General features: G+C 44.1%; 17 protein-coding genes and 1 tRNA gene. 9 read left to right on the forward strand and 9 right to left on the reverse strand.

Annotation, left to right across the window (positions count from 1 at the left end; all coding sequences use genetic code 11):
* Window positions 1–8 precede the first annotated feature (8 nt).
* Together NBH06_RS05855 and NBH06_RS05860 are read right to left on the reverse strand one after the other, a co-directional pair.
* On the reverse strand, window positions 9–1,772 hold the full coding sequence (locus NBH06_RS05855; RefSeq protein WP_250793281.1) for a SusD/RagB family nutrient-binding outer membrane lipoprotein: 1,764 nt from the start codon (window positions 1,770–1,772) through the stop codon (window positions 9–11).
* Window positions 1,773–1,804: 32 nt separating this feature from the next.
* Window positions 1,805–5,041, reverse strand: coding sequence for a SusC/RagA family TonB-linked outer membrane protein (locus NBH06_RS05860; RefSeq protein ID WP_229090843.1), 3,237 nt, complete (start codon window positions 5,039–5,041; stop codon window positions 1,805–1,807).
* 485 nt (window positions 5,042–5,526) lie between these two features.
* On the opposite strand from NBH06_RS05860, the gene bla reads away from it, so the two are divergent.
* From bla to NBH06_RS05875, 3 genes are read left to right on the forward strand one after another with little or no spacing between them, the layout of a single operon-like run.
* Window positions 5,527–6,429: a class A beta-lactamase gene (gene bla / locus NBH06_RS05865; RefSeq protein ID WP_250793283.1), complete on the forward strand. Its 903-nt coding sequence runs from the start codon at window positions 5,527–5,529 to the stop codon at window positions 6,427–6,429.
* A gap of 5 nt (window positions 6,430–6,434) precedes the next feature.
* The gene (locus tag NBH06_RS05870; RefSeq protein ID WP_046414651.1) at window positions 6,435–7,076 is read left to right on the forward strand and encodes a hypothetical protein; all 642 of its coding nucleotides are present in this window, start codon (window positions 6,435–6,437) and stop codon (window positions 7,074–7,076) included.
* Between the two features lie 13 nt (window positions 7,077–7,089).
* The gene (locus tag NBH06_RS05875) at window positions 7,090–7,287 is read left to right on the forward strand and encodes a hypothetical protein (protein WP_008861552.1); all 198 of its coding nucleotides are present in this window, start codon (window positions 7,090–7,092) and stop codon (window positions 7,285–7,287) included.
* 78 nt (window positions 7,288–7,365) lie between these two features.
* Here NBH06_RS05875 and dnaJ read toward each other — a convergent pair whose 3' ends face one another.
* The 6 genes from dnaJ to ispE all read right to left on the reverse strand — a co-directional run bounded on the left by dnaJ (window position 7,366) and on the right by ispE (window position 14,754).
* Complete coding sequence (gene dnaJ, locus NBH06_RS05880; protein ID WP_008861551.1) at window positions 7,366–8,517, reverse strand: molecular chaperone DnaJ; 1,152 nt, start codon at window positions 8,515–8,517, stop codon at window positions 7,366–7,368.
* Window positions 8,518–8,535: 18 nt separating this feature from the next.
* The gene (locus NBH06_RS05885; protein ID WP_046411438.1) at window positions 8,536–9,147 is read right to left on the reverse strand and encodes a nucleotide exchange factor GrpE; all 612 of its coding nucleotides are present in this window, start codon (window positions 9,145–9,147) and stop codon (window positions 8,536–8,538) included.
* Window positions 9,148–9,418: 271 nt separating this feature from the next.
* Window positions 9,419–11,992: a glycoside hydrolase family 84 protein gene (locus NBH06_RS05890; RefSeq protein WP_486831104.1), complete on the reverse strand. Its 2,574-nt coding sequence runs from the start codon at window positions 11,990–11,992 to the stop codon at window positions 9,419–9,421.
* A 69-nt stretch (window positions 11,993–12,061) separates the two neighbouring features.
* Window positions 12,062–13,213, reverse strand: a complete 1,152-nt coding sequence (locus NBH06_RS05895) for an acyltransferase family protein (RefSeq protein ID WP_021892716.1) — start codon at window positions 13,211–13,213, stop codon at window positions 12,062–12,064.
* A 110-nt stretch (window positions 13,214–13,323) separates the two neighbouring features.
* Window positions 13,324–13,890 (reverse strand): Crp/Fnr family transcriptional regulator, encoded by a 567-nt coding sequence (locus NBH06_RS05900; protein ID WP_046411465.1) that lies wholly within the window; start codon window positions 13,888–13,890, stop codon window positions 13,324–13,326.
* Window positions 13,891–13,935: 45 nt separating this feature from the next.
* Entirely contained in the window at window positions 13,936–14,754 is an 819-nt protein-coding gene (ispE, locus tag NBH06_RS05905; protein ID WP_046411433.1) for a 4-(cytidine 5'-diphospho)-2-C-methyl-D-erythritol kinase, read from the reverse strand.
* Window positions 14,755–14,895: 141 nt separating this feature from the next.
* Between ispE and NBH06_RS05910 the strand changes: the two genes are divergently transcribed.
* The 3 genes from NBH06_RS05910 (at window position 14,896) to NBH06_RS05920 (ending at window position 18,059) form a co-directional block, all read left to right on the forward strand.
* Window positions 14,896–16,194, forward strand: a complete 1,299-nt coding sequence (locus tag NBH06_RS05910; RefSeq protein WP_046411431.1) for a histidine-type phosphatase — start codon at window positions 14,896–14,898, stop codon at window positions 16,192–16,194.
* A 106-nt stretch (window positions 16,195–16,300) separates the two neighbouring features.
* Window positions 16,301–17,857, forward strand: a complete 1,557-nt coding sequence (gene dnaB, locus NBH06_RS05915) for a replicative DNA helicase (protein ID WP_250793285.1) — start codon at window positions 16,301–16,303, stop codon at window positions 17,855–17,857.
* A gap of 52 nt (window positions 17,858–17,909) precedes the next feature.
* A complete protein-coding gene (locus NBH06_RS05920; RefSeq protein ID WP_195331743.1) occupies window positions 17,910–18,059 on the forward strand; it encodes a hypothetical protein in 150 nt (49 codons plus the stop codon).
* 303 nt (window positions 18,060–18,362) lie between these two features.
* Here the strand turns inward: NBH06_RS05920 and mltG are convergent, their stop codons facing one another.
* Window positions 18,363–19,403 carry an endolytic transglycosylase MltG gene (mltG, locus tag NBH06_RS05925; RefSeq protein ID WP_250793288.1) on the reverse strand — a complete coding sequence of 347 codons (1,041 nt, stop codon included), beginning with the start codon at window positions 19,401–19,403 and terminating at the stop codon, window positions 18,363–18,365.
* A gap of 156 nt (window positions 19,404–19,559) precedes the next feature.
* Here mltG and NBH06_RS05930 point away from each other — a divergent pair.
* From NBH06_RS05930 to NBH06_RS05940, 3 genes are all read left to right on the forward strand, one after another.
* A tRNA-Ser gene (locus tag NBH06_RS05930) sits at window positions 19,560–19,646 on the forward strand.
* 320 nt (window positions 19,647–19,966) lie between these two features.
* A complete protein-coding gene (locus NBH06_RS05935; RefSeq protein WP_021892721.1) occupies window positions 19,967–21,244 on the forward strand; it encodes a porin in 1,278 nt (425 codons plus the stop codon).
* Between the two features lie 41 nt (window positions 21,245–21,285).
* The gene (locus NBH06_RS05940) at window positions 21,286–22,470 is read left to right on the forward strand and encodes a MalY/PatB family protein (protein ID WP_155012706.1); all 1,185 of its coding nucleotides are present in this window, start codon (window positions 21,286–21,288) and stop codon (window positions 22,468–22,470) included.
* Window positions 22,471–22,496: the final 26 nt, after the last annotated feature.

Below are 22,496 nucleotides of genomic sequence, written 5' to 3' on the forward strand. Positions count from 1 at the left end.
TTTATAGATTAAAAGTTTACCGGAATTACCAATGTAAATTCGTTATCGGGGCTTTGCTCGCCTCGGGTTTCGGTCTGTTTATCCCAGAAAACACGCGAAGCGCCGGTGTTGGGTTGCCCGAGAGCCTGTACGAGCGAAGCGATCTCCAACGTATTGTTGGCTGTCTCCTCGATGGGAATACGACGTAATTGCAACTCGGTGTCGACGCCTTGGTCTTTCATGTTGTTCACATCGACCGGGAAGATACGGGGATATCCCGTGCGGCGGAACGTCGTCCATGCCTCGGCGCTCATGGGGAAGTTGGCGATATATTTCTGAGTGATGATTTTTTCCAGCATCACCTCCTTCGAGTCGCTCGCATCCCATTTCACACCCACTTTCACACGACCGGCTATGTTGTTCTCGTTGTTATACGGATCGACATAATCGATATCCTTCGCCGCAGTCTGGGCAAGATATTCGTCGATGACGGTTCCGTCGGTGATTCCATTCTCTTGGAAGCAAAGACGGATACCGGCCTCATACCAACTCTGAGCATCACGGCCGAGCGCATTCCAGCCCCTCAAAGCGGCCTCGGCAAGCAAGAAAATGCTCTCCGTGCGTTTGAAGAAAGACTGATGCATATACTTGAACTCACCCGACAAAGTGGCAAACGGCCCGTAGCCGCCTTTATCCTTGCCGGTAGTATTGCTGTTACGCATGCTGATACCCGCACGCACGCCGTAAACATCGATGGGAGCCTGTATACCCGTAGACTTCTCTTTAATAGGATATGCATTGGTATCGAACCAGCGGGTAAGCAGCGGGTGATTGTAACGTTTGAGAATATTTTCAAACGAAGCGCCCAAACGAATATCGTGCCACTCGTTACCGATACGCCACAAAGCACAAGCGTTTTGCTCCTGATAATAGGCTATATCCTTCGCATCAGTGTCGGTGAGGACACCGATTTCGTCGGTGACAGCTTGTTCAAATTTGGACTGAGCCGTACCCGGATTGATTTTCACCATGTTCATGGCCATACGCATTTTAATACAGTTGGCAAACTTCACCCACATGCGCCAATCTCCATTAGAGAGCGTCTTGATAGTCAAATCCTCGATCTTGGCGAACTCCTCGCGGGACGGCTGACGCTCTTTCAATATGCGTATAGCCTCGTCGAGATCGTCGAAAATCAAATTGTAAATGTCCTCGCCCTTTTCATAGGTCAACGGCGGAGTACGTTTCAAATTACGCCAGTCGCTAAAAGGAGCCGCGCCATAGAAGTCGACGATTTCGTGGCCTTGATAGGCTTGGATAATCAACGCCACGGCACGCCATTCGGGTTTACCCAATTCGGTAGCGTGGTGAATGGCATTGTAAGACTGTGTGAAAATCTGGTTATCCATAGGGCCTCCCAAATAATCGTTGGGGAAAGTATAAAGCGTAGGCAACGGACCACCGAAAGCAAAAGTACTCTTGGTAGTCGTCCAGTATCCTGCATAGTTGTCAATACTGTTCGCCCTGTAATATTGATACTTGTGAGGAGCCCACGTGCCGGTAGGTTCGTGCGAATAGTTGATCATGAACGGAATAGCTCCTTTCAACTCCTTCTCGAGAACAGTAATATCGGTAGCTCCCGCCCCCTCTTCGTTACTGTTGTCCATCTCCTCCTGCTTACCGATCAACCACGGATACTCCTCCTGAAACTGATCGCCGCAAGAAGTGAACAAACCTACTGAAAACACGGATTCGATAACGAGGAATCCGATCGAATATATTGTTTTTCTCATATTGATGACTATTTATATTAAATCGTTCTTCATTAGAAATTGAATTTCAATGTCAACGCAAAACTACGCGTCGTAGGCAAAGAATAACAGTCGATACCGGAGTAACCGTTGGCGGCCGATACCGAGATGTCGGGATCCACGGGAGAATCTTTATAGATAAAGAACGCATTCTTCACCGAGAACTGAGCGGTCATACCTTGATTCTTACCGAACAAATTGGGCATGTCGTAGCTCAACGAGATGTCACGCATGCGCAAACTGGTGGCATTATATACATGGTCTTCCATGGGAAGAGCACCGATGGTCGTATAGTAGTTCTCGACCGAAACTTTGTTCCCCGATCCGTCGGGTAGAGGTTTGAGAATATATTCCTTTCCGTTTTGCATAACCCGTTCTCCGTTCAAGCGGTCTTGTGCAGAACGTTCGGAAAGGCCGTATAGGTCGAGATCAGCCTCGGTCAATGACATCACCTTACCGCCGATACGGCCGTCTATCAAGAAATAGAGCGTGAAGTTTTTCCAAGTAAATGTATTGTTCCAACCGAGAGTGACAGGCGAAGTCATATTGCCCACTTTGGTCTCGTATTTACCGGAAGCCATCACGGGAACGGCATTCTCGTAATTACCGGCATCATTGATTTTGATATGGCCGTTTTCATCGCGGGCGAAAGAGTTGACATAAATATCGCCATAGCGTCCGCCTTCTACGTATTTAATCTTGAAAGCGTTGGGACCCATTTGCACTTCGTAGGGAGCGCCGCTCTCGGTTTTGTAAGTTTCGAGGATACGGTTGTCATTCCATGCGATATTGAATCCAGTCTGCCATCTCCAATCCTTATTGATGTTCCAGCGATAAGATGCTTGGAATTCCAAACCATAGTTGCGTATCTTACCTGTGTTGACCGGCTTCGATTCGCCATTGGCAGTGGTGACATACAAGAACTGGTTACGTAACGTCGAATTGTAATAAGTAAGGTCGAAGTTGAATTTGTTTTCGAACATCCAAACGTCCAAACCGGTCTCGAACGAAGTGGTCGTCTCCGGTTGAGGATCGTCGAACAAAGGAGGACGAGTACTGATCGTACCGTTGGAGAAATCGTAGCTCTGACGGGCGAACAAGGTGTTGGGAATGGGGTTACCTACCACCGACCAACTACCGCGCCATTTCAACTGATTGAGCCAATCCCGGCGAGGCAAAAACTTGTCGATGAGCACATTCACACCGGCCGAATAGTAATCGAACGATTTATATCCGCTCCCTTGCGTGAACTGTTGGAACGACTGTGCCCACTCCAAACGATAACTACCGTCGAGGTAAACTTTATCGAATAATCCGACCGAAGCCGTAGCGAAGAGTGCCGTGCTCCAATCCTTGTTATTCCAACTGTCCGAAGCCGATGTAGCACTTCCGTTAGGGTTGTTGGGACGGCTGTGTTTATTATTCTGAGGAACGAAAGCATTGGGCACACCGCAAGTATCTATCGCCGTAGTGATGCTCGTGTTACGATCGTAATGACGTGAAAAGCTGGTTCCCACAGCCACATTCACATCGATTTTATCATTGAAACGGTCGTTCCAAGTGAGCATGTGGTCATTATAAATGTCGCTCGAGCGAGAATCTCCATTGTAATATTTACCACCTACATAATCGAAGCCTACCCGGTTCATACCGGCATACTCCTCGTTCAGATTATTCTGAGTCACATAATCGACATTGAAACGCGTCTGATATTTAATATTTTGCCAAATCTTGGCATCCAAAGTAATATTTGCCAACAAACGGTCGCGCTTCAAATAATCGTTATACATGTTGGCCACCCAATAGGGGTTATTCAAATACTGGTCATACCAGTACCATGTCTGAACCGGTTGTCCGATCAATTTGGGATTACCTTTCTCCGGATCGCTCACGATATTGTCGGCCACCGTACCGAGGTGTTTATAGTTATGCTTGAAATAACGCATATCGATATCGGCCGGAGTACGGTACAAAGCATAGAGAGCGCTCAATGCCTTACCCACGACAGGAGCGTTATCGGTCTTCTGATGTATCCAGTTAAGGCTCGTGTTGATATTGATACGCTTGTCGAACAACGAGAAAGATTCCTTGAACATCACGTTATTACGGGTAAACTTATTGTTCGGTATCAATCCCGTTTGATAGGTATTATTATAAGAAAAATAAGTTCGGAAGTTTTCCGTACCGCCACTCAACGTAACGCCGTTGGTCGTAGTCACGCCTTTGTTGAAAAAGTCTTTTACGGCATTGCGTGCAGAATTCATCAGATACGGGGCAGAAGCCACCTCGTCGGCCGAACGTGTACCGATCTTAGGACCCCACGCCGACCATTGGTCTCCGCCACTGATACCGTAGATCTGTTGGGTACGAGGATACATGGCTATCGTCTCGATCGACGTGGTGCTCGACACATTCACCTTGACAGAACCCGAAGCCCCCGATTTGGTCGTGATAACGATCACACCGTTATTGGCTGCGCTACCGTAAAGAGCTGCGGCATTCGGGCCTTTCAAAATCGTCATGTTATCAATATCTTCGGGGTTGATCGTCGACAAGAGGTCATCGCCGCTACGTCCGCCACCGAGAATCATACCGTCGGTCGCCTGCGTACCCATACCGTCTTGCATAGGTACACCGTCGACAACGATCAACGGCTGATTGGTTCCGAGAATAGAAGTGGAACCGCGAAGCACAATTTTAGAAGCTCCACCGCCCGCTCCCGAATTATTGGGAACGATAGTAAGACCAGCACTCTTTCCTTGCAGCGAGTTAATGAAGTTATTATCCTTGATACGGGTCACCTCCTCGTTCTTGATAGTCTGGGTAGCATAGGTAAGCGTTTTGGACTCCCTCGATATACCCATCGCCGTTACCACGACTTCTTGCAAAACCCGAGTCTCCTCATTCATAACGACATCGTATGAGGAAGCGTTCGCCAACGACAAAGTGGCCTTTTGATACCCAACATAACTGAATTCGAGCACGGCATTGTTATTCGGGACCTCTACCGAGTAAACACCGTCTATATTAGTAGAAGCTCCTATCGAAGTTCCCTTCACCAATACACTTACACCGATTAGCGGTTCTCCCGTGACATCGGAAACCACGCCTTTAATAGTACGCTTGCTTGGCTGGGTTACATTTGCAGTAACCTTTCCTGCCCCTTGATCTATTGCATTAGCAAAAAACGGAACAAAAAAAGACAAAGAAAACGCCAAAAGCCCAATTTTACACTTCTGATTTTTTTTCATGCTTTTAGATTCACTCATTTAACATTTAACATAAAATTTATATTTAATATATTCCTCTCTCATATCTCATATATCTCGTACAAGCAAATATCACGAAACATTTTTACATACCGTATCAATAATATTAACCCTAAATCGAACTATATCCCTAGTGAGATTCGTAATTTTTTTCTATTTTTTTTGAACAAACAAAAAAATAAAACCACGTTTATTAATCTTTATTTTATTTATATTCAGATAAATAAACACACAAAAATTTTCTTAATACAATATATTTATTTAATATTATAATAGAGAAAAATCTATTCATACAATAAAATCTCCATTATCAACCTCTCACCCCTCAACACCGAATGAAAAATACTCCCGAACAAGACTTTTCGATAAACACGCACCGATACCCCTCCCCTGTTAAATTAAACAAAGCCGGGAATACATGATTAAATTTATTATATCTTTACTCAACTTAAAACAAGCAAAACATCATGCCCAAGAACAAAATAATTCTATTCTGTTTTCTGTTTTCATGGATAGGGCTACACCCTATCGCTGCCATTAGCTTGGAAAAAACAGCCATCGAACAAAAAATTCTTCAAGCCATACAAGGGAAAAATGCAACGGTCGGCGCTGCATTCTCGATCGATGGGCAATCATTTACATTCAACGACGAACATCGGTATCCGCTAATGAGTGTTTTTAAACTCCATGTTGCCATAGCAGCTCTTCAAAAAATGGAAAACGAATGTATCGCTCCGGACTCTTTACGCTTCATCGAATCGTCTCAAATACACAAAGACACTTATAGCCCGCTAAGAGAATTATACCCCGAAAGAAACTTTTATCTTTCTTACGCCGACCTCATGCGCTATGCCGTTTCTCAAAGCGACAACAACGCTTGCGACATTCTCATAGACTATCTCGGCGGTATCGATATCGTGAAAGACCGAATCGACAAATTAGGTATCACAAACTACAATCTCACCGAAACCGAAGAAACCATGCACTCTCGCATATCCAATTGCTATAACAATTGGAGCACACCTTCGTCTACACTTCAACTATTGGAAAAACTCTACAACGAACCGATACTGAATGAAACACATACCGAATTTCTAAAAAATATTTTGATAGAAACTTCTACCGGAAAAGATAAAATAAAAGCCGGATTGCCCGATAATATTGCCTTAGGACACAAAACAGGCAGCTCCGACCGTTTGGACGACGGAACAAAAATCGGCGACAACGATACCGGCGTAATCTATCTCCCGAACGGAAAATTATGCTTTCTCGCTATTTTCATCAAAGACTCTCGTGAGAGCGACCAAACCAATGCACAAATTATCGCCGATATCGCAAGAATCATTTACAATTCCGCGGTTCAAAAATAAGAAACATGAAACGCCCTTTCACATACATCATTCTACTTTATCTTTTAACCATCGGTTGTTCCGGGAAATCCGCTTCTGTTATCGGCGGGGCTAACGGATCTACCGAAATTATCGTTGCTGACTGTGATACCGATACGATTTTAACAGGAGATGACTTAGAAAAATTCGACAGTCTTTTCAACGCATGGGTAAACAATCACAACACCAACCCGATAACCCGCCTCAGCAGCAACACGAATGATGCGAAAAAATTGGAACAATTTCCGCAATTACTAAACATGGGGAAAAAAATCATTCCCTGTATCATCACCCGATTGCCCGACAAAAACCTATTTTGGACATTAACGCTATATGACGAACTGCAAGACATCGATAGCTTAAAGTCATTCGACTATACCCGAGGCGAACAATTCAGAGCACAAGAAACCCTCCGGAAATATGTAGAAGCTAAGTTACACAAGAAGAAACGGGTATTCAATTCAGATCAAGAAAAAATAAAAGCTATTCGAGAATTGGCTAAGGAGTATGGCTGGGAAGAAGATTCTACGCTCTCTCCCCGCGAAAAAGACTCCATACTCCTCAACTTAGATTACGAAATCACAGAGGAAACATTCAAATTTTACAAAAATGGAAATAACGAGGAGTAAAATACTAATCATAATGGGCATTATCATGCTCATAGGATTCATCACAATAGGGTTTTTCATTTTTCCGATAGGCATTACCCTATGCTCCATAATCGGATTATGTTATGGAATTATAGGCAAAGACAAATTATTCACCCGATGGTCATTCATCGGGTTATCGGTAGGAATCATTTTTTTAATCTACACCTATTACGTTATACAAGGAATGTAAAGAACTATTCCCCAATATAAAATGAAAGCACCGTATATTATTGATATACGGTGCTTTCATTTTATATCATCGTCGTTTTCACTCAAACATATGACGCAATTTACTGAATATTCGCTGTTTAGCTGTGAGTGTAGGCTGTATATTGGGTGCAGTTTTCAAATCCTCGAAATGCTTCTTTTCGCTGGCATTGAGGTTTTCTGGAATGTAAACCGATACATTTACAATCAAGTCACCTACTCCATAACGATTAACCGAAGGCAATCCTTTTCCCCTAAGCCGGAATATTTTTCCGGGTTGAGTACCGGGATCCACTTTTATACGAGCCTTACCATCAAGAGTAGGAACTTCGATAGAACCGCCCAATACGGCAGTCGGCAAATCGAGCAGCAAATTATATATCAAATCGTTCTCGTCGCGCAGTAAATCGGGATGCGGTTCCTCTTCGATTAAAATCAACAAATCACCATTTACACCGCCATGACGAGCAGCATTCCCTTTGCCCGCCATAGAGAGTTGCATACCTTCGGATACCCCGGCCGGAATATTCAACGTGATTACCTCTTCTTCACGTACGATACCTTCCCCAGCACAATGCGGACACTTCTTCGTAATAATACGGCCCTCTCCACCGCAGTCGGGACACGTAGTCGTCGATTGCATAGCTCCGAGAAAAGTCTGTTGTACCCGTGTCACTACTCCCGACCCGTTACATTTCGAACACGTCGTATAAGCCGTACCGTTCTCTGCACCCGTACCGTTACAATGAGAACAGCTCACATACTTAGGAACCTTTATTTTTTTCTCGACACCGGTAGCGATCTCTTTCAATGTCAGTTTCACCTTTACTCGTAAATCCGAACCTTTATTGACATGACGACGTCCCCCTCGTGAGCCGCCCCCGAAGCCTTCGAATCCGCCGAATCCACCACCGAAAATATCGCCGAAATGCGAGAAAATATCCTCCATAGACATACCGCCGCCACTGAAACCGCCACCGGCAGCACCACCTAACCCTTGATGCCCGAACTGGTCGTAACGAGCCCGCTTATCCGCATCACTCAATACTTCATACGCTTCGGCTGCCTCTTTAAACTTTTCCTCAGCCTCTTTGTTTCCGGGGTTCTTATCCGGGTGATATTGGATAGCTTTTTTACGGTATGCCTTTTTTATCTCCTCGGCCGTCGCATTTTTAGCGACACCCAGCACTTCATAATAATCTCTTTTTTCCATTGCTCCCTGTCCTATAATTTATTCCCCTACCACGACTTTGGCAAAGCGAATAACTTTGTCATTGAGCGTATATCCCTTTTGCACGGTATCTATCACTTTACCTTTTTGAGCCGGATCCGAAGCCGGGAACATCGTCACAGCCTCGTGATATTCTGTATCGAAATCCGCTCCCTCCGTAGGAATCTCCTTTACGCCGTTTTGTTCTAGATAGCTTTTGAATTTATTATATATCAAGCTCATTCCCTCTTTCACAGCCGCTAAATCATTACTTTCTTCCACAGCTGCCAATCCGCGTTCAAAATCGTCGATAACCGGCAGAATAGCTTTCATGCAATTCTCACCGCCATTCTTGATCAACTCCGATTTCTCACGCAACGTCCGTTTCCTGAAATTATCGAACTCGGCCATCAATAGCAAATAATCCTTCTGCATTTTCTCGATAGTCGCCTTCAAAGTTTCCAATTCGGCTGACAATCTGGCAGCCTCATCAGCCTCGACTTCTTCACCGCCCTCCTCGGAACCTGTTTCTTCCGAAACTTCGGGTTCTTGGTTCAACGACTCTTTCTTCTCCTTTTCAGAAGCCTCATCTACAATATTTTGCGATTTTTCGCATTCTTTCTTTTCGGCCATATTTATAATTTTTCTTTTGTTACATTTTCATTTTCATCACGCTCATATCATCATTACCAATGAGCACCATTATAGTATCAAAAACACTGCCAAACAAGCCCAAACTGCACTTTTGTCAGAGTGCACTGCCACCTTCCCAATGTTTTCATTTCTATCCATTACCTGCAAAAAAGCAATTCCCTTTCTCCAAAAGAAAAAGAGCAGGTTTGCCCTGCTCTTTTTATATCCTGTTCAAAAATAATAATTGTTCTTTAAACGTAAAAATCCGACACTAATCAAACTTCGGCACTATCTCGAATATCTCCACTGGCCCTTCTATTTGTACTTCGGAAACTCCCTCGGCCAACTCGACCTTAAAAAACGACGAATCGATAACCGACTCAACCGCCAACGAACCATCGGGCCTAAACTGTCTCAAATGCACGACAGGAGCTCCATTCCCCGCCTCCGGCAATTCATTCACCAACAAAGTATATCCCTCGGTCCGAGGAGCGACCCCGAAAGAAAAAGTTCCATTATTTCGATAACTTGTGCCTATTTGCTGATCAAACGCATAAAGAGCTTGCTGTACATCGTCGGACTTTAAGCTGAAACCCAAATGTTCCACTCTGGGAGGATTCACTTCGAATGAACGAACCGATGCGTAATTCGTGCGAGTAGATTCGAGTCTTTTCAATCGAACATATCTGGCCTTTACAGGCTCCCCGTTCCAACGAACGATATACTGTTTATTCAACTCTTCCGTCAACGGAGTCCATGCTTTACCATCAATCGAATATTCCACTACGGCATGGTCGAAATAATCGACATCGTCCACAGAATTACGCCCCTGCAAAATAGAAACTTCGGTCACATCTTTGACACTTCCCAAATCAACCCCAATCCAATCGCCGGCTTTTTGAGCGATTCCCGATGTATAATAAGTCGTAGTATCGTGATCAAACATTAACTTGCTCAACGTGGTTTTCGCATTATGGAACGAACCTATACCCCTATAACAGATAGGAGTCTCGCCCGACAACCGAGTTAAAAAGCCGTATGCCATATCGTCCATAGCATTTTCATAAAATGGTTGCAGTTTCATGGTCCCGCTTTTATGAGCCTCATAATCTTCTCGATCCTTCTTACTCATCAAGTTCCGAATATACTTATTCCAAAAATCGGCATCATCTTTACCATCACGATAAACACGGGCAAGTTCCAAAGCCCGTTTTCCTCTCGTACCCAACTTCCCGAATTCTTGGAGCCACGGAGTCAACTCACTCATCAGACCTTTATTAGTGCAACCTTTTTCTATTTCGGCAGGAGCTTTCTCTACCTTATCGAATTCTGCCCAAAGAGCCTGAGCCTCCGTTTCATTCCAATCACCGATTCTGAAAGTCTTGGTTTCCCACGATTCATCGCGGCGATAACCGGTCTCCGTATCGCAAGAATGAATAGCGAATGTCCGGTAGGCCTCCCTTGCTTTCGGCATCAATTCGCCGAGTCCTCTCTCCCAATTATCGATAGGATTATAAGCCGCTATATTCCATGTATAATCGGCAACCCCGTATAAAGCCAATTTCGAAGCCTCTCCATGTTCCATCGGATTACTTGCTATTCCGCAAAGATCATTAGAATCCAACGAAGTATTCAAGCCATAAACAGGTCCTTGCAAAATAATATTGCGCACATAGTCGGTAACCGGATAATTCCACCAAAAATATGCCGGCCGCTTAATTCTGGAATTAACCCAATCCAAAGTCTCCGGTGTTAAGTCGCTGCATACTACGTCTCCTGTCCAAAACACTTCTATCGACGGATCAAGAGTTTCTCCATAAATAGCAAGACTTCCTTGCGGTGTGGGGTTTGCCCAAAGTTTGGAATAATCGGTCGGACAAACCGTTAAATATGCTACATCGCCTTTGGACTTCACAAAATCCTTAGTCAATCTATTCAAAAGCTCCGTCTGTCTCACCGGATTTGTCCCTTCGCCCGATATATCGTCGAAAAAGAGGGCGAAAGCCCGTACACCGAGGTCATACATCAAATTAAACTTATTAACGAGGTTTTGATAATCCTCCTCGTTCCATTTAATATCTTGTCCCGGGTGTATCGCCCAGACAAAATCGACCCGATTACGTTTACAAGCCTCTATCAATTCTTTGATATTTCCGGCCTCTTTTTCGGGATATGGAAGCCTCCAATTCGGACAACTGTGGTACGGATCGTCTTTCGGACCGTACAAATAACTATTCATCTTGAACTTTCCATAGAAATCTATCAAAGACATTCTCACCTCATGAGACCACGGCGTTCCATAAAATCCTTCTACTACTCCCCGGTATTTCAAATCGGGGTAATCGTCGATTTCCACATATGGTAATTCGCCCGTTACAGTCGCAGGACTCTCGACTAACTGGCGAAGGGTCTGCAAACCGTAAAAAGCTCCCCGCTCGTCATAACCGACGATCGATATACCATTCTTTCCGATATTCATGCGATATGCACCCGAAACAGGTTTTACCCCATACTTAGCCGAAGCCTTCGAACCAAAATCGACGGAGAGTTTTACCCCCTTCTTGTTAAAAGTGACAAAATCCAAATCCTCGGAAAATTTTCCATGCTTATCTTTTAGACACACTCCACCCGAAATATCGAGCCTCCCGGTTGGGTCGAGAACCAATTTATGAGGAGTAGGGTTAATAATTATCCCTTTATGATCCAATTTTTTACCCGGCACAGCAAAAACGTCTTGTGCTTCCGATCTCTGCAATGCCAAATCGAACTCCGATTCCTGTGCCGAAAAGGTTCCACACATCAACAAACCGATGCATACCATCAACGACTTTCTACAATCTATCATTTTCATAAAACTAATTTAAGCATGGAAATTTTACTATCTATCAAATAAACCCCATTAACGGGGTTATCCCTAGCGTTTTTTCAAAAATTTCTTGCTCAACCACCGTCTCACCGGCTCGTCATAAAGTTTCAAACAAAGATAGGCTACCAATATATTCCATACATAAACACACAAGGCTACTTGCCACGTTTCCCCGAATGTAAAATACTGGTTCTCAATCAACCAAGAATAGAACAAATACATAAACGGGTAATGCGTGATATAAAGCGGGAAAGAAATATCTCCCAAAAATTTACATATCCGCGTAGATGTTTTATCGGTCGTGTTTCCCGACGCACCCAATATAATGAGAACAGGAAATACCACGACTATACAAAATGCCTCAAAAAGACCATTCATACATATAGGTTCGACCCCTTCTACATAAGGAACACAAAACAAAACCAACAATACGAAAGAGCATATCCAGAATGCCCCTCTCACTTTCACCGGTTTGAAATTACGAGACAACAACAGTCCCAAAGAAAACGGGAAAAGCATTCGCAACAGTCCACCCACAAAATTCACCGAATCGAGCGTCCAGCCTACCCCTATCATGCCATACCCCGATACATCGAAGATAGCGAAACAAGCCAGACAGATTCCCAGTAATACGACAAAAACAGTTAACGCCTTAGTAGACAAACGACGAATAAACAAAGCATACAAAATATTACCGATATACTCGAAAAATAATGACCAACTGGGACCGTTCAAAGGAAACATTTCACCATTACCCCGAACTTCATAACCTGCACCCGGATAGGCCGGAATGAAAAACATCGCGAAAAGCAAAGCCCACATCACCATCGACGTAGCCACATGAGTCCCGTCCCACTGTTCGCTACCCTGTATACAAAACGTAATCACACCTAAAACTGCACCCATGACAACCATCGGGTGAAGACGAATCAACCGCCGCTTAAAGAAATTTTTTACCGTTAGACTCTTTCCCCAACGATCGTCATAGGCATAACCGATAACGAATCCCGATAAAATAAAAAAGAAATCCACGGCCAAATATCCATGATTGATGCTTTCTATAAGAGTACCACCGGCAAAAGCATACCCTTCAAAGACATGATACCACACGACCAAAAGCGCGGCTACACCACGTAATCCGTCAAGCAACTCATAATGAGGTTTGGTATCTGAAAACGCAGCAGAAGAAATTTGTTGCATAATGAATTGGTAATTTAGATTTTTGATTTTAGTGATGATTAATATTACGACAAAATTACAGGACTTATATAATTTAAAATTTGTCCTATGTCAAAAAATCCTCCGAAAGGTCATTTTCGGGCTCCCCTAAGACGACTGAGCGTCGAGAGTGTTATACCCAAATACGATGCGATATACCCAAGTTGAGCTCGCTGGTTCACCTGAGGGAATTGCTGTCTGAACTCCTCATACCGTTCTTTTGCCGATAAAGTCAAACGTTCCTTATGCGAGCGATGCAAACGCCGATACTCGTCTTGATGGATAATCCGTCCCCAATTAGCCAGTTCGATATTCGTTTCGAACAGCCGACGCAATTTATCCAGAGATATTCTATAAACGACTACATCTTCAAGGGTCTCCACAAATTCTTCGCTCATCTTGTTATAATAGAGTTCGTCCATACTGAACACGATTCCGCCCTCACACGAAAAAGAAGTCGTTATCTCTTCTCCGTTCACCAACCAAAACGAGCGAGTCATTCCCTTCCCTATAAAATAAGCCGATTTACAATACATGCCCGCCCTTATCAACTGATACTTCTTGGGAAAACAGCACAAAGTCATGCTCTCTTTCAATGTCCGTATCGTATCATCGGAAATCGGATATAAAGAATTTATCTTATCTATAATACCGGTCATGTAACAATCTTCGATCATTCTCTTTTTCAAAAACGATTTTATACGCTATACTTCACAAATTCCAGTCCAAACAAAACACCCCGGATAACAATCGGCAAGATCGACTTCTTTATCGAATAGGGCAAATACCGAAGAACCCGAACCGGACATAGATGCATATACAGCTCCCTGTTCATATAAACGATCCTTTATCTCTCCTATTTCCGGAAATCGGGCAAACACACTTTCTTCAAAGTCATTGATCAATCTACCTCTCCACTCCTCGACCGGACGGGAAACGGTATCCCTCACCGACTCTTCCGGCAATACCGGAGTAACCAACGAATAAGCCACCGACGTAGGCACGGAGACAGAAGGCTTTACCAATACGATTCGATAGGACTTCAACGACAATTCGATCGGCTCGAACTCATCGCCTATTCCTTTGGCTAATAAAGGTTTATTATGCAAGAAAAATGGGCAATCGGCTCCCAGAGAAGCAGCTTCCTTGTCAAGCTCGTCATCGCTCAACGGCAAACGAAAATAATCTCTCACCATCGCTAACAAAAAAGCGGCATCGGAAGAACCACCTCCTAACCCAGCACCAAAGGGTATGGCTTTATGGAGATAAATAGATATCGGGGGTAACGAAAAACGATGGCTCAATCTTCGCCACGCTTTCATCACCAAATTATTCTGGGGATCGCCGTCTATGACAATTCCCGACAAAGACAACTCCGTCTCCTGTTGCGACGTTGGAACAATCTCCAAAGCATCTTGCAACTGAATGGGATAAAATACTGTCTCTATATTGTGATAACCATCGGGACGACGGGCCACGATACGCAACCCCAAATTGATTTTTGCATTGGGAAATCTAATCATCTATATCTTTGTTTTTCGAGAATCTTTGCGAAAATAACCATTCTCAGTCACATAGGCAACTCCACTCTAAAAAAGAATAAAAATTTCATCGAAGAGAAAATTTATTATAATTTTACCGACATAATAGAAAAACAGAAACAAATGAAAAAAAGAACCCTCACCGCCGGTACTATCCTTTTATGCCTATCTGCAATCTCTTTCGGGCAAAATTCTATAAAAGATTTTCTACATCAAAATCCACAATTTTTCGGTAGTACGGCATCTGTTTATTATTGCAACGACACCACAGACACCCCGGCTCCAAAGGATTTCATACCGTTTCACATCGATCATATAGCTCGACACGGTTCACGCACCCACGATTCAAAAAGCATGGTTCCGAACCTGTACAAACTAATGAATAAAGCCGATTCTTTGAACCTTTTAACCCGGGAAGGCAAACTGCTGCGTAATCAAATTGACACTATCTACCATTTAATGAATCATCGCTGGGGAGACCTCACTCCGCTCGGAGCCCGACAACACCGGGATATGGCTCGTCGCATGTATCACCGCTTTCGTCCGGCGTTTACACCTCAGGACGGCAAAGTGACCCTTGTGGCACAATCGACCACGGTTCCACGCTCCATGGCTAGTATGGCGGCATTCGTCGCAGAAATGAAAGGCTATACCCCCACTGCGGAGTTTTCTATGGATCCCAGCAATGGATATGACAATACCCTGCGATTCTTCAAAGGAAAAGAATACCAACAATATCTCTCGAAAGGCTCATGGAAAAAGATACTCCGAGCCTATCAGGAAAAGCATACACCCACAAGGCTTATCGACCGTATATTCAAGAAAGGGTGGGAACAAATCATACCCGATCCTATTACATTCATGACCCACCTATACGCGTTAACCATCATATTGCCGAATACCGACTACGACATATCCCTATATCCGTGGTTCACAGAAGAAGAAAAATTCGATTTGTGGAGCGTAAACAATCTATCGCAATACCTGCGTAAAACAAACTCCATTCCCGGGAAAGGACTTCCTGTCGCCATTGCGAAACCTCTGTTAAAAGACATGTTGGCTACATCGCAAGCAGCGATCGACGGAAACGGTGTCGAAGCCAATTTACGTTTTGCACACGGTGAAAATACAATTCCTTTACTCGCCCTGTTAGGCATTGAGAATGCAGCCGTTGCAGAAGCCGATCCCGAAAAAGTAGCCGAGGTTTGGCAAGACTTCAAATACAATCCTATGGCGACGAATATCCAATGGATACTTTATAAAAATACCGATGGGAAAATACTCGTGAAAGTATTGTTCAATGAACAAGAAATAAAACTACCCATCGATTCGGAATATGCACCTTATTACGATTGGGAGCTATTCCAAAAATATTGTGAAAAGCAGATGGCGAAATACCCCGATACGACACCGGCCCTGTAATTAATCGGAAATATCTGCTTGTTGAAAAGTTCATTATAAGATTCGCTCACCAAATTTCCCGATAGCAGAAAGATTGACTACTTTTGTAGCGGGAAAGAATTGCCGCATGGAAACTCGAAGAAATTACACTCACCAGAAAAAAGCCTACGCTCCGAAAGTTTCGGAACAAGGCAAGCTACAACCTCAGGACAAAGAGCTCGAAGAAGCCGTGTTGGGGGCTCTCATGCTCGAAAAAGATGCCTATACCACCGTATGCGACATCTTAAAGCCAGAGTGTTTCTATGAGCCGACCAACCAGCTTATTTATAGTGCAATATCCCGGCTGGGTGCACAACAACGCCCCATCGACATGCTCACCGTCACCGAGCAACTGCGACTCGACGGAAAGCTCGATGAAGTCGGCGGAGCCCTCCGTATTTCCGAACTCACCGGACGTGTGGCATCGGCGGCGCACATCGAATACCATGCCCGCATCGTAGCCCAAAAATATTTGGCTCGGGAATTGATCGAATTTTCCAGCGAAATACTCAACAAGGCCTTTGACGAGACCAACGACGTAGATGACCTTATGCAGGAAGCCGAGGGGAAACTCTTTGAAATTTCCCAACGTAACCTGAAAAAAGACGTTACTCAAATAGACCCGGTACTGAGCGAAGCTATCAGACAAATTCAAATAGCAGCCAATCGAAGCGACGGATTGAGCGGACTGCAAACCGGGTTTCACAACATCGACAAAATTACTTCTGGTTGGCAAAATTCCGACCTCATCATTATCGCTGCCCGTCCCGCTATGGGAAAAACGGCATTCGTCCTTTCTATGGCAAAGAACATGGCTGTCAGCTATAACACGCCGGTGGCTATCTTCTCGCTCGAAATGTCCAATGTCCAGCTTGTCAATCGTCTCATCATCAACACATGCGAAATCCCCGGCGATAAAATCAAAAGCGGACAGTTAGCCCCGTTCGAATGGGAACGCCTCATGTCTCGTATCGAAATACTGAGGAACGCTCCTATATATATAGACGATACCCCCAGCCTTTCCGTTTTTGAACTTAGGACAAAAGCCCGCCGATTGGTTCGCGAGCACGGAATCAAAATCATCATCATAGACTACTTGCAACTGATGAACGCCAGCGGTATGTCCTTCGGGAGCCGAGAACAAGAAGTCAGCACCATATCCCGTTCGCTCAAACAATTGGCAAAAGAGCTTCAAATACCTATCATCGCCCTGTCCCAGTTAAATCGTAGTGTGGAATCCCGGGGTAACGACAAAGACGGTAAAGAAGGGAAACGCCCGCAACTTTCCGACTTGCGTGAATCGGGAGCTATCGAGCAAGATGCCGATATGGTTTGCTTTATACACCGTCCCGAATATTATACTCGGTCTAAGGAAGATGCCAATGGAAACAGCATCGAAGGCTTGGCAGAATTTATCATAGCCAAACACCGTAGCGGTGCGACCGATACCGTGAATATGAAATTCGTCTCTTATCTGGCTCGATTCCAAAATTACGACGAAGACACCCGACTGACCGATTTCAGTGCACCGGTAACCTCGAAGTTCAATACTCCCGACACGAGCACACCATCGGCAGCACCACTGTCTGGGAACCCCGATTTCCTGAATCCCCCCGGTTCGTCCAATAACGATATACCCTTTTGAAAAGAACTTTTATCTCCCGACCGATGTTATTCTTTCGAATAACTAATATAGTATGGAGAAAAAACGACAAAAAATCTGGACTGCGATAGGTGTAGGCATAGCTATCGCACTACTATTATATTGGCTCACATTGGCCATTTGGATAGACGATGATACCGATCCCCCTATGCCTCCTCCCGTAGAAGAAATATCGAATTATTAAAATATACTAAAATCGCTCCGGATAAAAACTTTTTGCAATACAAGTGTGTTTTATTATCGAAACCGGGAAAGAAACGGCTCTCCTTAGGGAAAAAGAAGCGAAGCGTCGCTTCCGTCGAGCCAAAATCTCCGGTCTGGAAGAGTTAATTTATACGATAATATTCTTGTTTTTTGTGTGTTTCATTGGTATTATATTATCCTTTGTTTATTCCTGTAATAAACATTATCCTCTTTCTTGTTTTTGATATATTTCAAGTAGTAAAGCCCCGTCGTGAGACGAGGCTTTACTATTTACATTCCCCCATCAACGTATTCCGAGTCTGTTCAATGCTTGCTGGTATCGAATTGCATTTCGTTGATGCTCTGCCAAAGTCACGGCAAAATTATGATAGCCCGAAAAATCCTCTTTGGCGCACATATAAAAATACCCGTTCGGTGTATGTGTCAGCACGGCATTGATAGCCTGTTTCGAAGGAATCCGTATAGGGCCGGGAGGCAATCCCGTAACCCGATAAGTATTATATGGCGATTCTATGGTCAAATGAACATTCAATATGCGTTTCAGCGAAAAATCCCCGTGGGCAAATTTTACCGTAGGGTCTGCCTGCAAAGGCATGCCTTTACGCAATCGGTTCATATAAAGACCCGCAACCTTTCCCATTTCATCACGTTTGTTAGTCTCTTCCTCTACGATCGAAGCCAGAGTCGCTACCTCCACAGGAGTCAATCCCCACCGCTTTGCCTGTTGCTCCCGCTTTCCTTCCCAATAAATGCGATACTCCCGCTTCATCTTCTGTAAAAAAGATTCGGGAGTCACAGTCCAGTAAAACTCATAAGTATCCGGCAAAAACAAAGCCGGGAGAGTCGCTTTCGTAAAACCTAAATCCGCACAAACACTATCGTTGTACAGCAAAGCCAACAACTCCTCTTTCGAAAAAAACAACTGCTCCGATACCCTTTCGGCCAATTGTTCGAGAGTGCGTACGTTATTAAATGTAACTCGTATGGGAGATTGGCTTCCCCTCGACAATTTCAAAGCCATTTGCCGAGCTGTCATACCGGCATGAAGCCGATAAGCCCCTACACGAACATCAGGATCGAATTTATAAAACGACAGCAAACGTTTTACTCTCGGGATCGATTTCTCATCTGGAATCACCGAATGCAAAGCACTATCGAGCTGAACATCATTCCACTTCGGATAAACATAGCACACCGTTTGTTCGGTAATAACAGGATCATACAAATAACTCTTCATTACCGGAATAAACAAACATGCGAGAATCAAAATAATCCCTCCTGTTATCCAAGCAAATATCTTTATACCTTTATTCACATTCGACATAATAATCCGATTATACACAGCGCAAAAGCACCTTGACGGGACAAAAGTAACGATTATTCCCGAAATAAAATAATGCGAAAAAGTTTGCTGTTTCAAATATTCCGCTTATCTTTGCGCTGCATTTGAAAAAATGGTGTCAACGACAAATCGTCCTTTGGAAGGATGGGTGAGTGGCTGAAACCACCAGTTTGCTAAACTGACGTACTCGAATGGGTACCGGGGGTTCGAATCCCCCTCCTTCCGCAAATGCAAAGTCCATAGCGTAATATATACACTATGGACTTTTTTTATTTGAATCGATTCCCCCATTGTCGAAATTTCAGAAACGGTCTTTGGAATATTGACACATTGGTTGTAATTTTGGAGCAATTTAAAATAAAGGTATGAAAAATTTCAAAAATATTCCTTTTGTCGAAATTTACACAGAAAAAACACCTTGTCGAAGAAACAAAATGCACCAATAAAAATGAATATTTTTAATAATATTCCAAGTATTTCAAATCTATTTCAAAATCACATTCAATTTTTGTAGCATGAATTTCAAAATCAAATCAAACAACGTTATGAATTATCAACGATTATTTCTATCGGGAATATTTCTCTCGCTATTCATGCTATCTGCATCCGCAAAGACATTTATCATCGGGAACGATTCGACTACGGTCCGCACCTCCGATACCGATTATGCCGATGAATTAGAAAAAATACGAATGCACATGCCCGATATAGAAGTCGGGAACGGTATATCTTTCCAACCTAAAAACAAAAGCTATAAACTCACGATGCGCATTCGCATGCAAAATTTGGTCGATGTCGACTTCAACGAGAAATTCGAGGCTCAAGATATCGACGCCCGCGTCAAACGGCTCAGGTTACGTTTCGATGGATATATCTATACACCCAAACTCACCTATTTGGTTCAGTTAGGCTTCTCGCCTTACGATATGAAAACGCTGCCCAATGGGAACAACAACATCGTACGCGACGCAATGATTTACTACGTTCCCAACTCGACATGGAATATCGGTTTCGGACAAACCAAAATACGGGCGAATCGCGCCCGAATAAACTCTTCGAGTGCCCTACAATTCGTAGATCGTTCCATTGTAAACTCCGAATTCAATCTCGACCGCGATTTCGGTATCTTCGGAGAATATAATCAACATCTATTCGGCTCTTTGGATTTAGCGGCCAAAGCCTCTATTACTACCGGAGAAGGCAGAAACTGGGGAAACAATAAAGGGAGTGGACTCGCATATACGGGACGCATAGAACTATTCCCACTGGGACGATTCACCGGGAAAGGAGATGCTATGGAAGGCGATTATGAACGAGAACAAACGCCCAAAATCCTTTTAGCGGGAGCATACAGCTATAACGACCGAGCTCTTCGGGCACAAGGTTCCAATGGGGACAAATTACTGTTTGACCAGACCCGTAACCTTTCTTCCTATTTTGTCGACTTCATCTTCAAATATCAAGGATTTGCTTTTTATACCGATTTCATGGGGCGTATATCATCTTCCTCTCCGCTCATTAAATCGGGCGAAAATGTAGAACAATATGTCCTCACTGGAATGGGGCTCAACGTACAGGCAAGTTATCTCTTTCGTTCCAATTGGGAAATCGCATTGAGAAACTCTACCATCATGCCGGATAAAGAAGTACAGCCTTATGCCAATTATCGCAGTCACAACCAATCGACGTTCGGTGTCACGAAATATCTGATAGATCACAGATTAAAAGTACAAGCCGACCTGTCTTACAATTACAAAAATGAATTTGTCGATTCCGATTATAATCGCTGGCAATTAAGATTTCAGATAGAACTCGGCTTTTGACAAATCGACATAAGCAACCTAACACCTAAACAGTATATAAAATGTCCTCTCAGTACGATTTCGACACAATTATCGACCGGCATCACACCGGAGCTATGAAAACCGATGTTCTCTGTGAGCGCTATGGTCGGGAAGATCTCATTCCTTTATGGATTGCCGACATGGATTTTGCGGTCGCCCCCTGTATAACGGATGCTCTCGTACGCCGGTTACAACACCCGGTTTACGGATATGCCGAGGCTCCTGCGAGCTATTGGCAATCCATTATCGATTGGCTCGACTACCTGCATGGCTGGAAAGTAAAAAGAGAATGGATCACCTATATCCCCGGGATTGTCAAGGGCATAGGCTTGGCAGTCAATGTATTTAGTAACCCCGGAGATAAAATCATCATACAGACTCCGGTCTATACACCGTTCATGGCCGTCCCCGAAAGTAACGGTCGGCAGGTTGTACATAATCCGCTCAAATGGAACGGCTCCCACTACGAAATGGACTTCGATCACCTTGAATCGATCATCGACTCCCAATGCAAGCTGTTCATTCTCTGTAATCCTCATAATCCCGGAGGAGTGGTTTGGCCGTTGGAAACATTACAGCGAATCGCCGAAATCTGTGCACGGCACAACATACTCATCATTGCCGATGAAATTCATGCCGATATGCCTCTCTTCGGAGCCAAACATCACCCTTTTGCCTCGGTATCCGAAACAGCGGCTCAAAACAGTATATCGTTTGGAGCTCCTTCCAAGACGTTCAACATCGCAGGCTTGGTCAGCTCCTATGCCATTGTTCCCAACGAAACGATTCGTAAGCGCTTCTTCGACTGGCTCACGGCAAACGAGCTGAACGAACCCACATTCATGGCGACCATAGCCACCGAAGCCGCTTATAACCATTGTAGAGAATGGCGCGAACAAATGTTAGCCTACATCGAACAAAATATACTATTTGTCGAAGAGTTTCTCGATTGTCATATTCCCGCCATCAAAGCCATCAGGCCGCAAGCATCCTTTATCGTATGGCTCGACTGTACACGGCTTCACCTCGAACACGATGCACTCATCGACCTTTTTGTCGATAAAGCCAGACTCGCACTCAACGACGGTGAAATGTTCGGCCCCGAAGGCAAAGGACACATGCGGCTAAACGTAGGTACGCCTCGCGCAGTTTTGCAAAAAGCGCTCGAACAACTACGTTCCGCCGTGGACGGGCTTAAACGATAGTTTACGAAACATGTCGAAAACAAAAA

The sequence above is a fragment of the Barnesiella sp. B2-R-119 genome (assembly GCF_023656675.1).
GTDB lineage: Bacteria > Bacteroidota > Bacteroidia > Bacteroidales > Barnesiellaceae > Barnesiella > Barnesiella intestinihominis.

Bases quoted from the DNA above. Each gene is read 5' to 3' on its own strand.
- NBH06_RS05855 (WP_250793281.1), bottom strand. From the start codon at position 1,772: ATGAGAAAAACAATATATTCGATCGGATTCCTCGTTATCGAATCCGTG.
- NBH06_RS05860 (WP_229090843.1), bottom strand. From the start codon at position 5,041: ATGAAAAAAAATCAGAAGTGTAAAATTGGGCTTTTGGCGTTTTCTTTG.
- bla (WP_250793283.1), top strand. From the start codon at position 5,527: ATGCCCAAGAACAAAATAATTCTATTCTGTTTTCTGTTTTCATGGATA.
- NBH06_RS05870 (WP_046414651.1), top strand. From the start codon at position 6,435: ATGAAACGCCCTTTCACATACATCATTCTACTTTATCTTTTAACCATC.
- NBH06_RS05875 (WP_008861552.1), top strand. From the start codon at position 7,090: ATGGGCATTATCATGCTCATAGGATTCATCACAATAGGGTTTTTCATT.
- dnaJ (WP_008861551.1), bottom strand. From the start codon at position 8,517: ATGGAAAAAAGAGATTATTATGAAGTGCTGGGTGTCGCTAAAAATGCG.
- NBH06_RS05885 (WP_046411438.1), bottom strand. From the start codon at position 9,147: ATGGCCGAAAAGAAAGAATGCGAAAAATCGCAAAATATTGTAGATGAG.
- NBH06_RS05890 (WP_486831104.1), bottom strand. From the start codon at position 11,992: ATGATAGATTGTAGAAAGTCGTTGATGGTATGCATCGGTTTGTTGATG.
- NBH06_RS05895 (WP_021892716.1), bottom strand. From the start codon at position 13,213: ATGCAACAAATTTCTTCTGCTGCGTTTTCAGATACCAAACCTCATTAT.
- NBH06_RS05900 (WP_046411465.1), bottom strand. From the start codon at position 13,890: ATGACCGGTATTATAGATAAGATAAATTCTTTATATCCGATTTCCGAT.
- ispE (WP_046411433.1), bottom strand. From the start codon at position 14,754: ATGATTAGATTTCCCAATGCAAAAATCAATTTGGGGTTGCGTATCGTG.
- NBH06_RS05910 (WP_046411431.1), top strand. From the start codon at position 14,896: ATGAAAAAAAGAACCCTCACCGCCGGTACTATCCTTTTATGCCTATCT.
- dnaB (WP_250793285.1), top strand. From the start codon at position 16,301: ATGGAAACTCGAAGAAATTACACTCACCAGAAAAAAGCCTACGCTCCG.
- NBH06_RS05920 (WP_195331743.1), top strand. From the start codon at position 17,910: ATGGAGAAAAAACGACAAAAAATCTGGACTGCGATAGGTGTAGGCATA.
- mltG (WP_250793288.1), bottom strand. From the start codon at position 19,403: ATGTCGAATGTGAATAAAGGTATAAAGATATTTGCTTGGATAACAGGA.
- NBH06_RS05935 (WP_021892721.1), top strand. From the start codon at position 19,967: ATGAATTATCAACGATTATTTCTATCGGGAATATTTCTCTCGCTATTC.
- NBH06_RS05940 (WP_155012706.1), top strand. From the start codon at position 21,286: ATGTCCTCTCAGTACGATTTCGACACAATTATCGACCGGCATCACACC.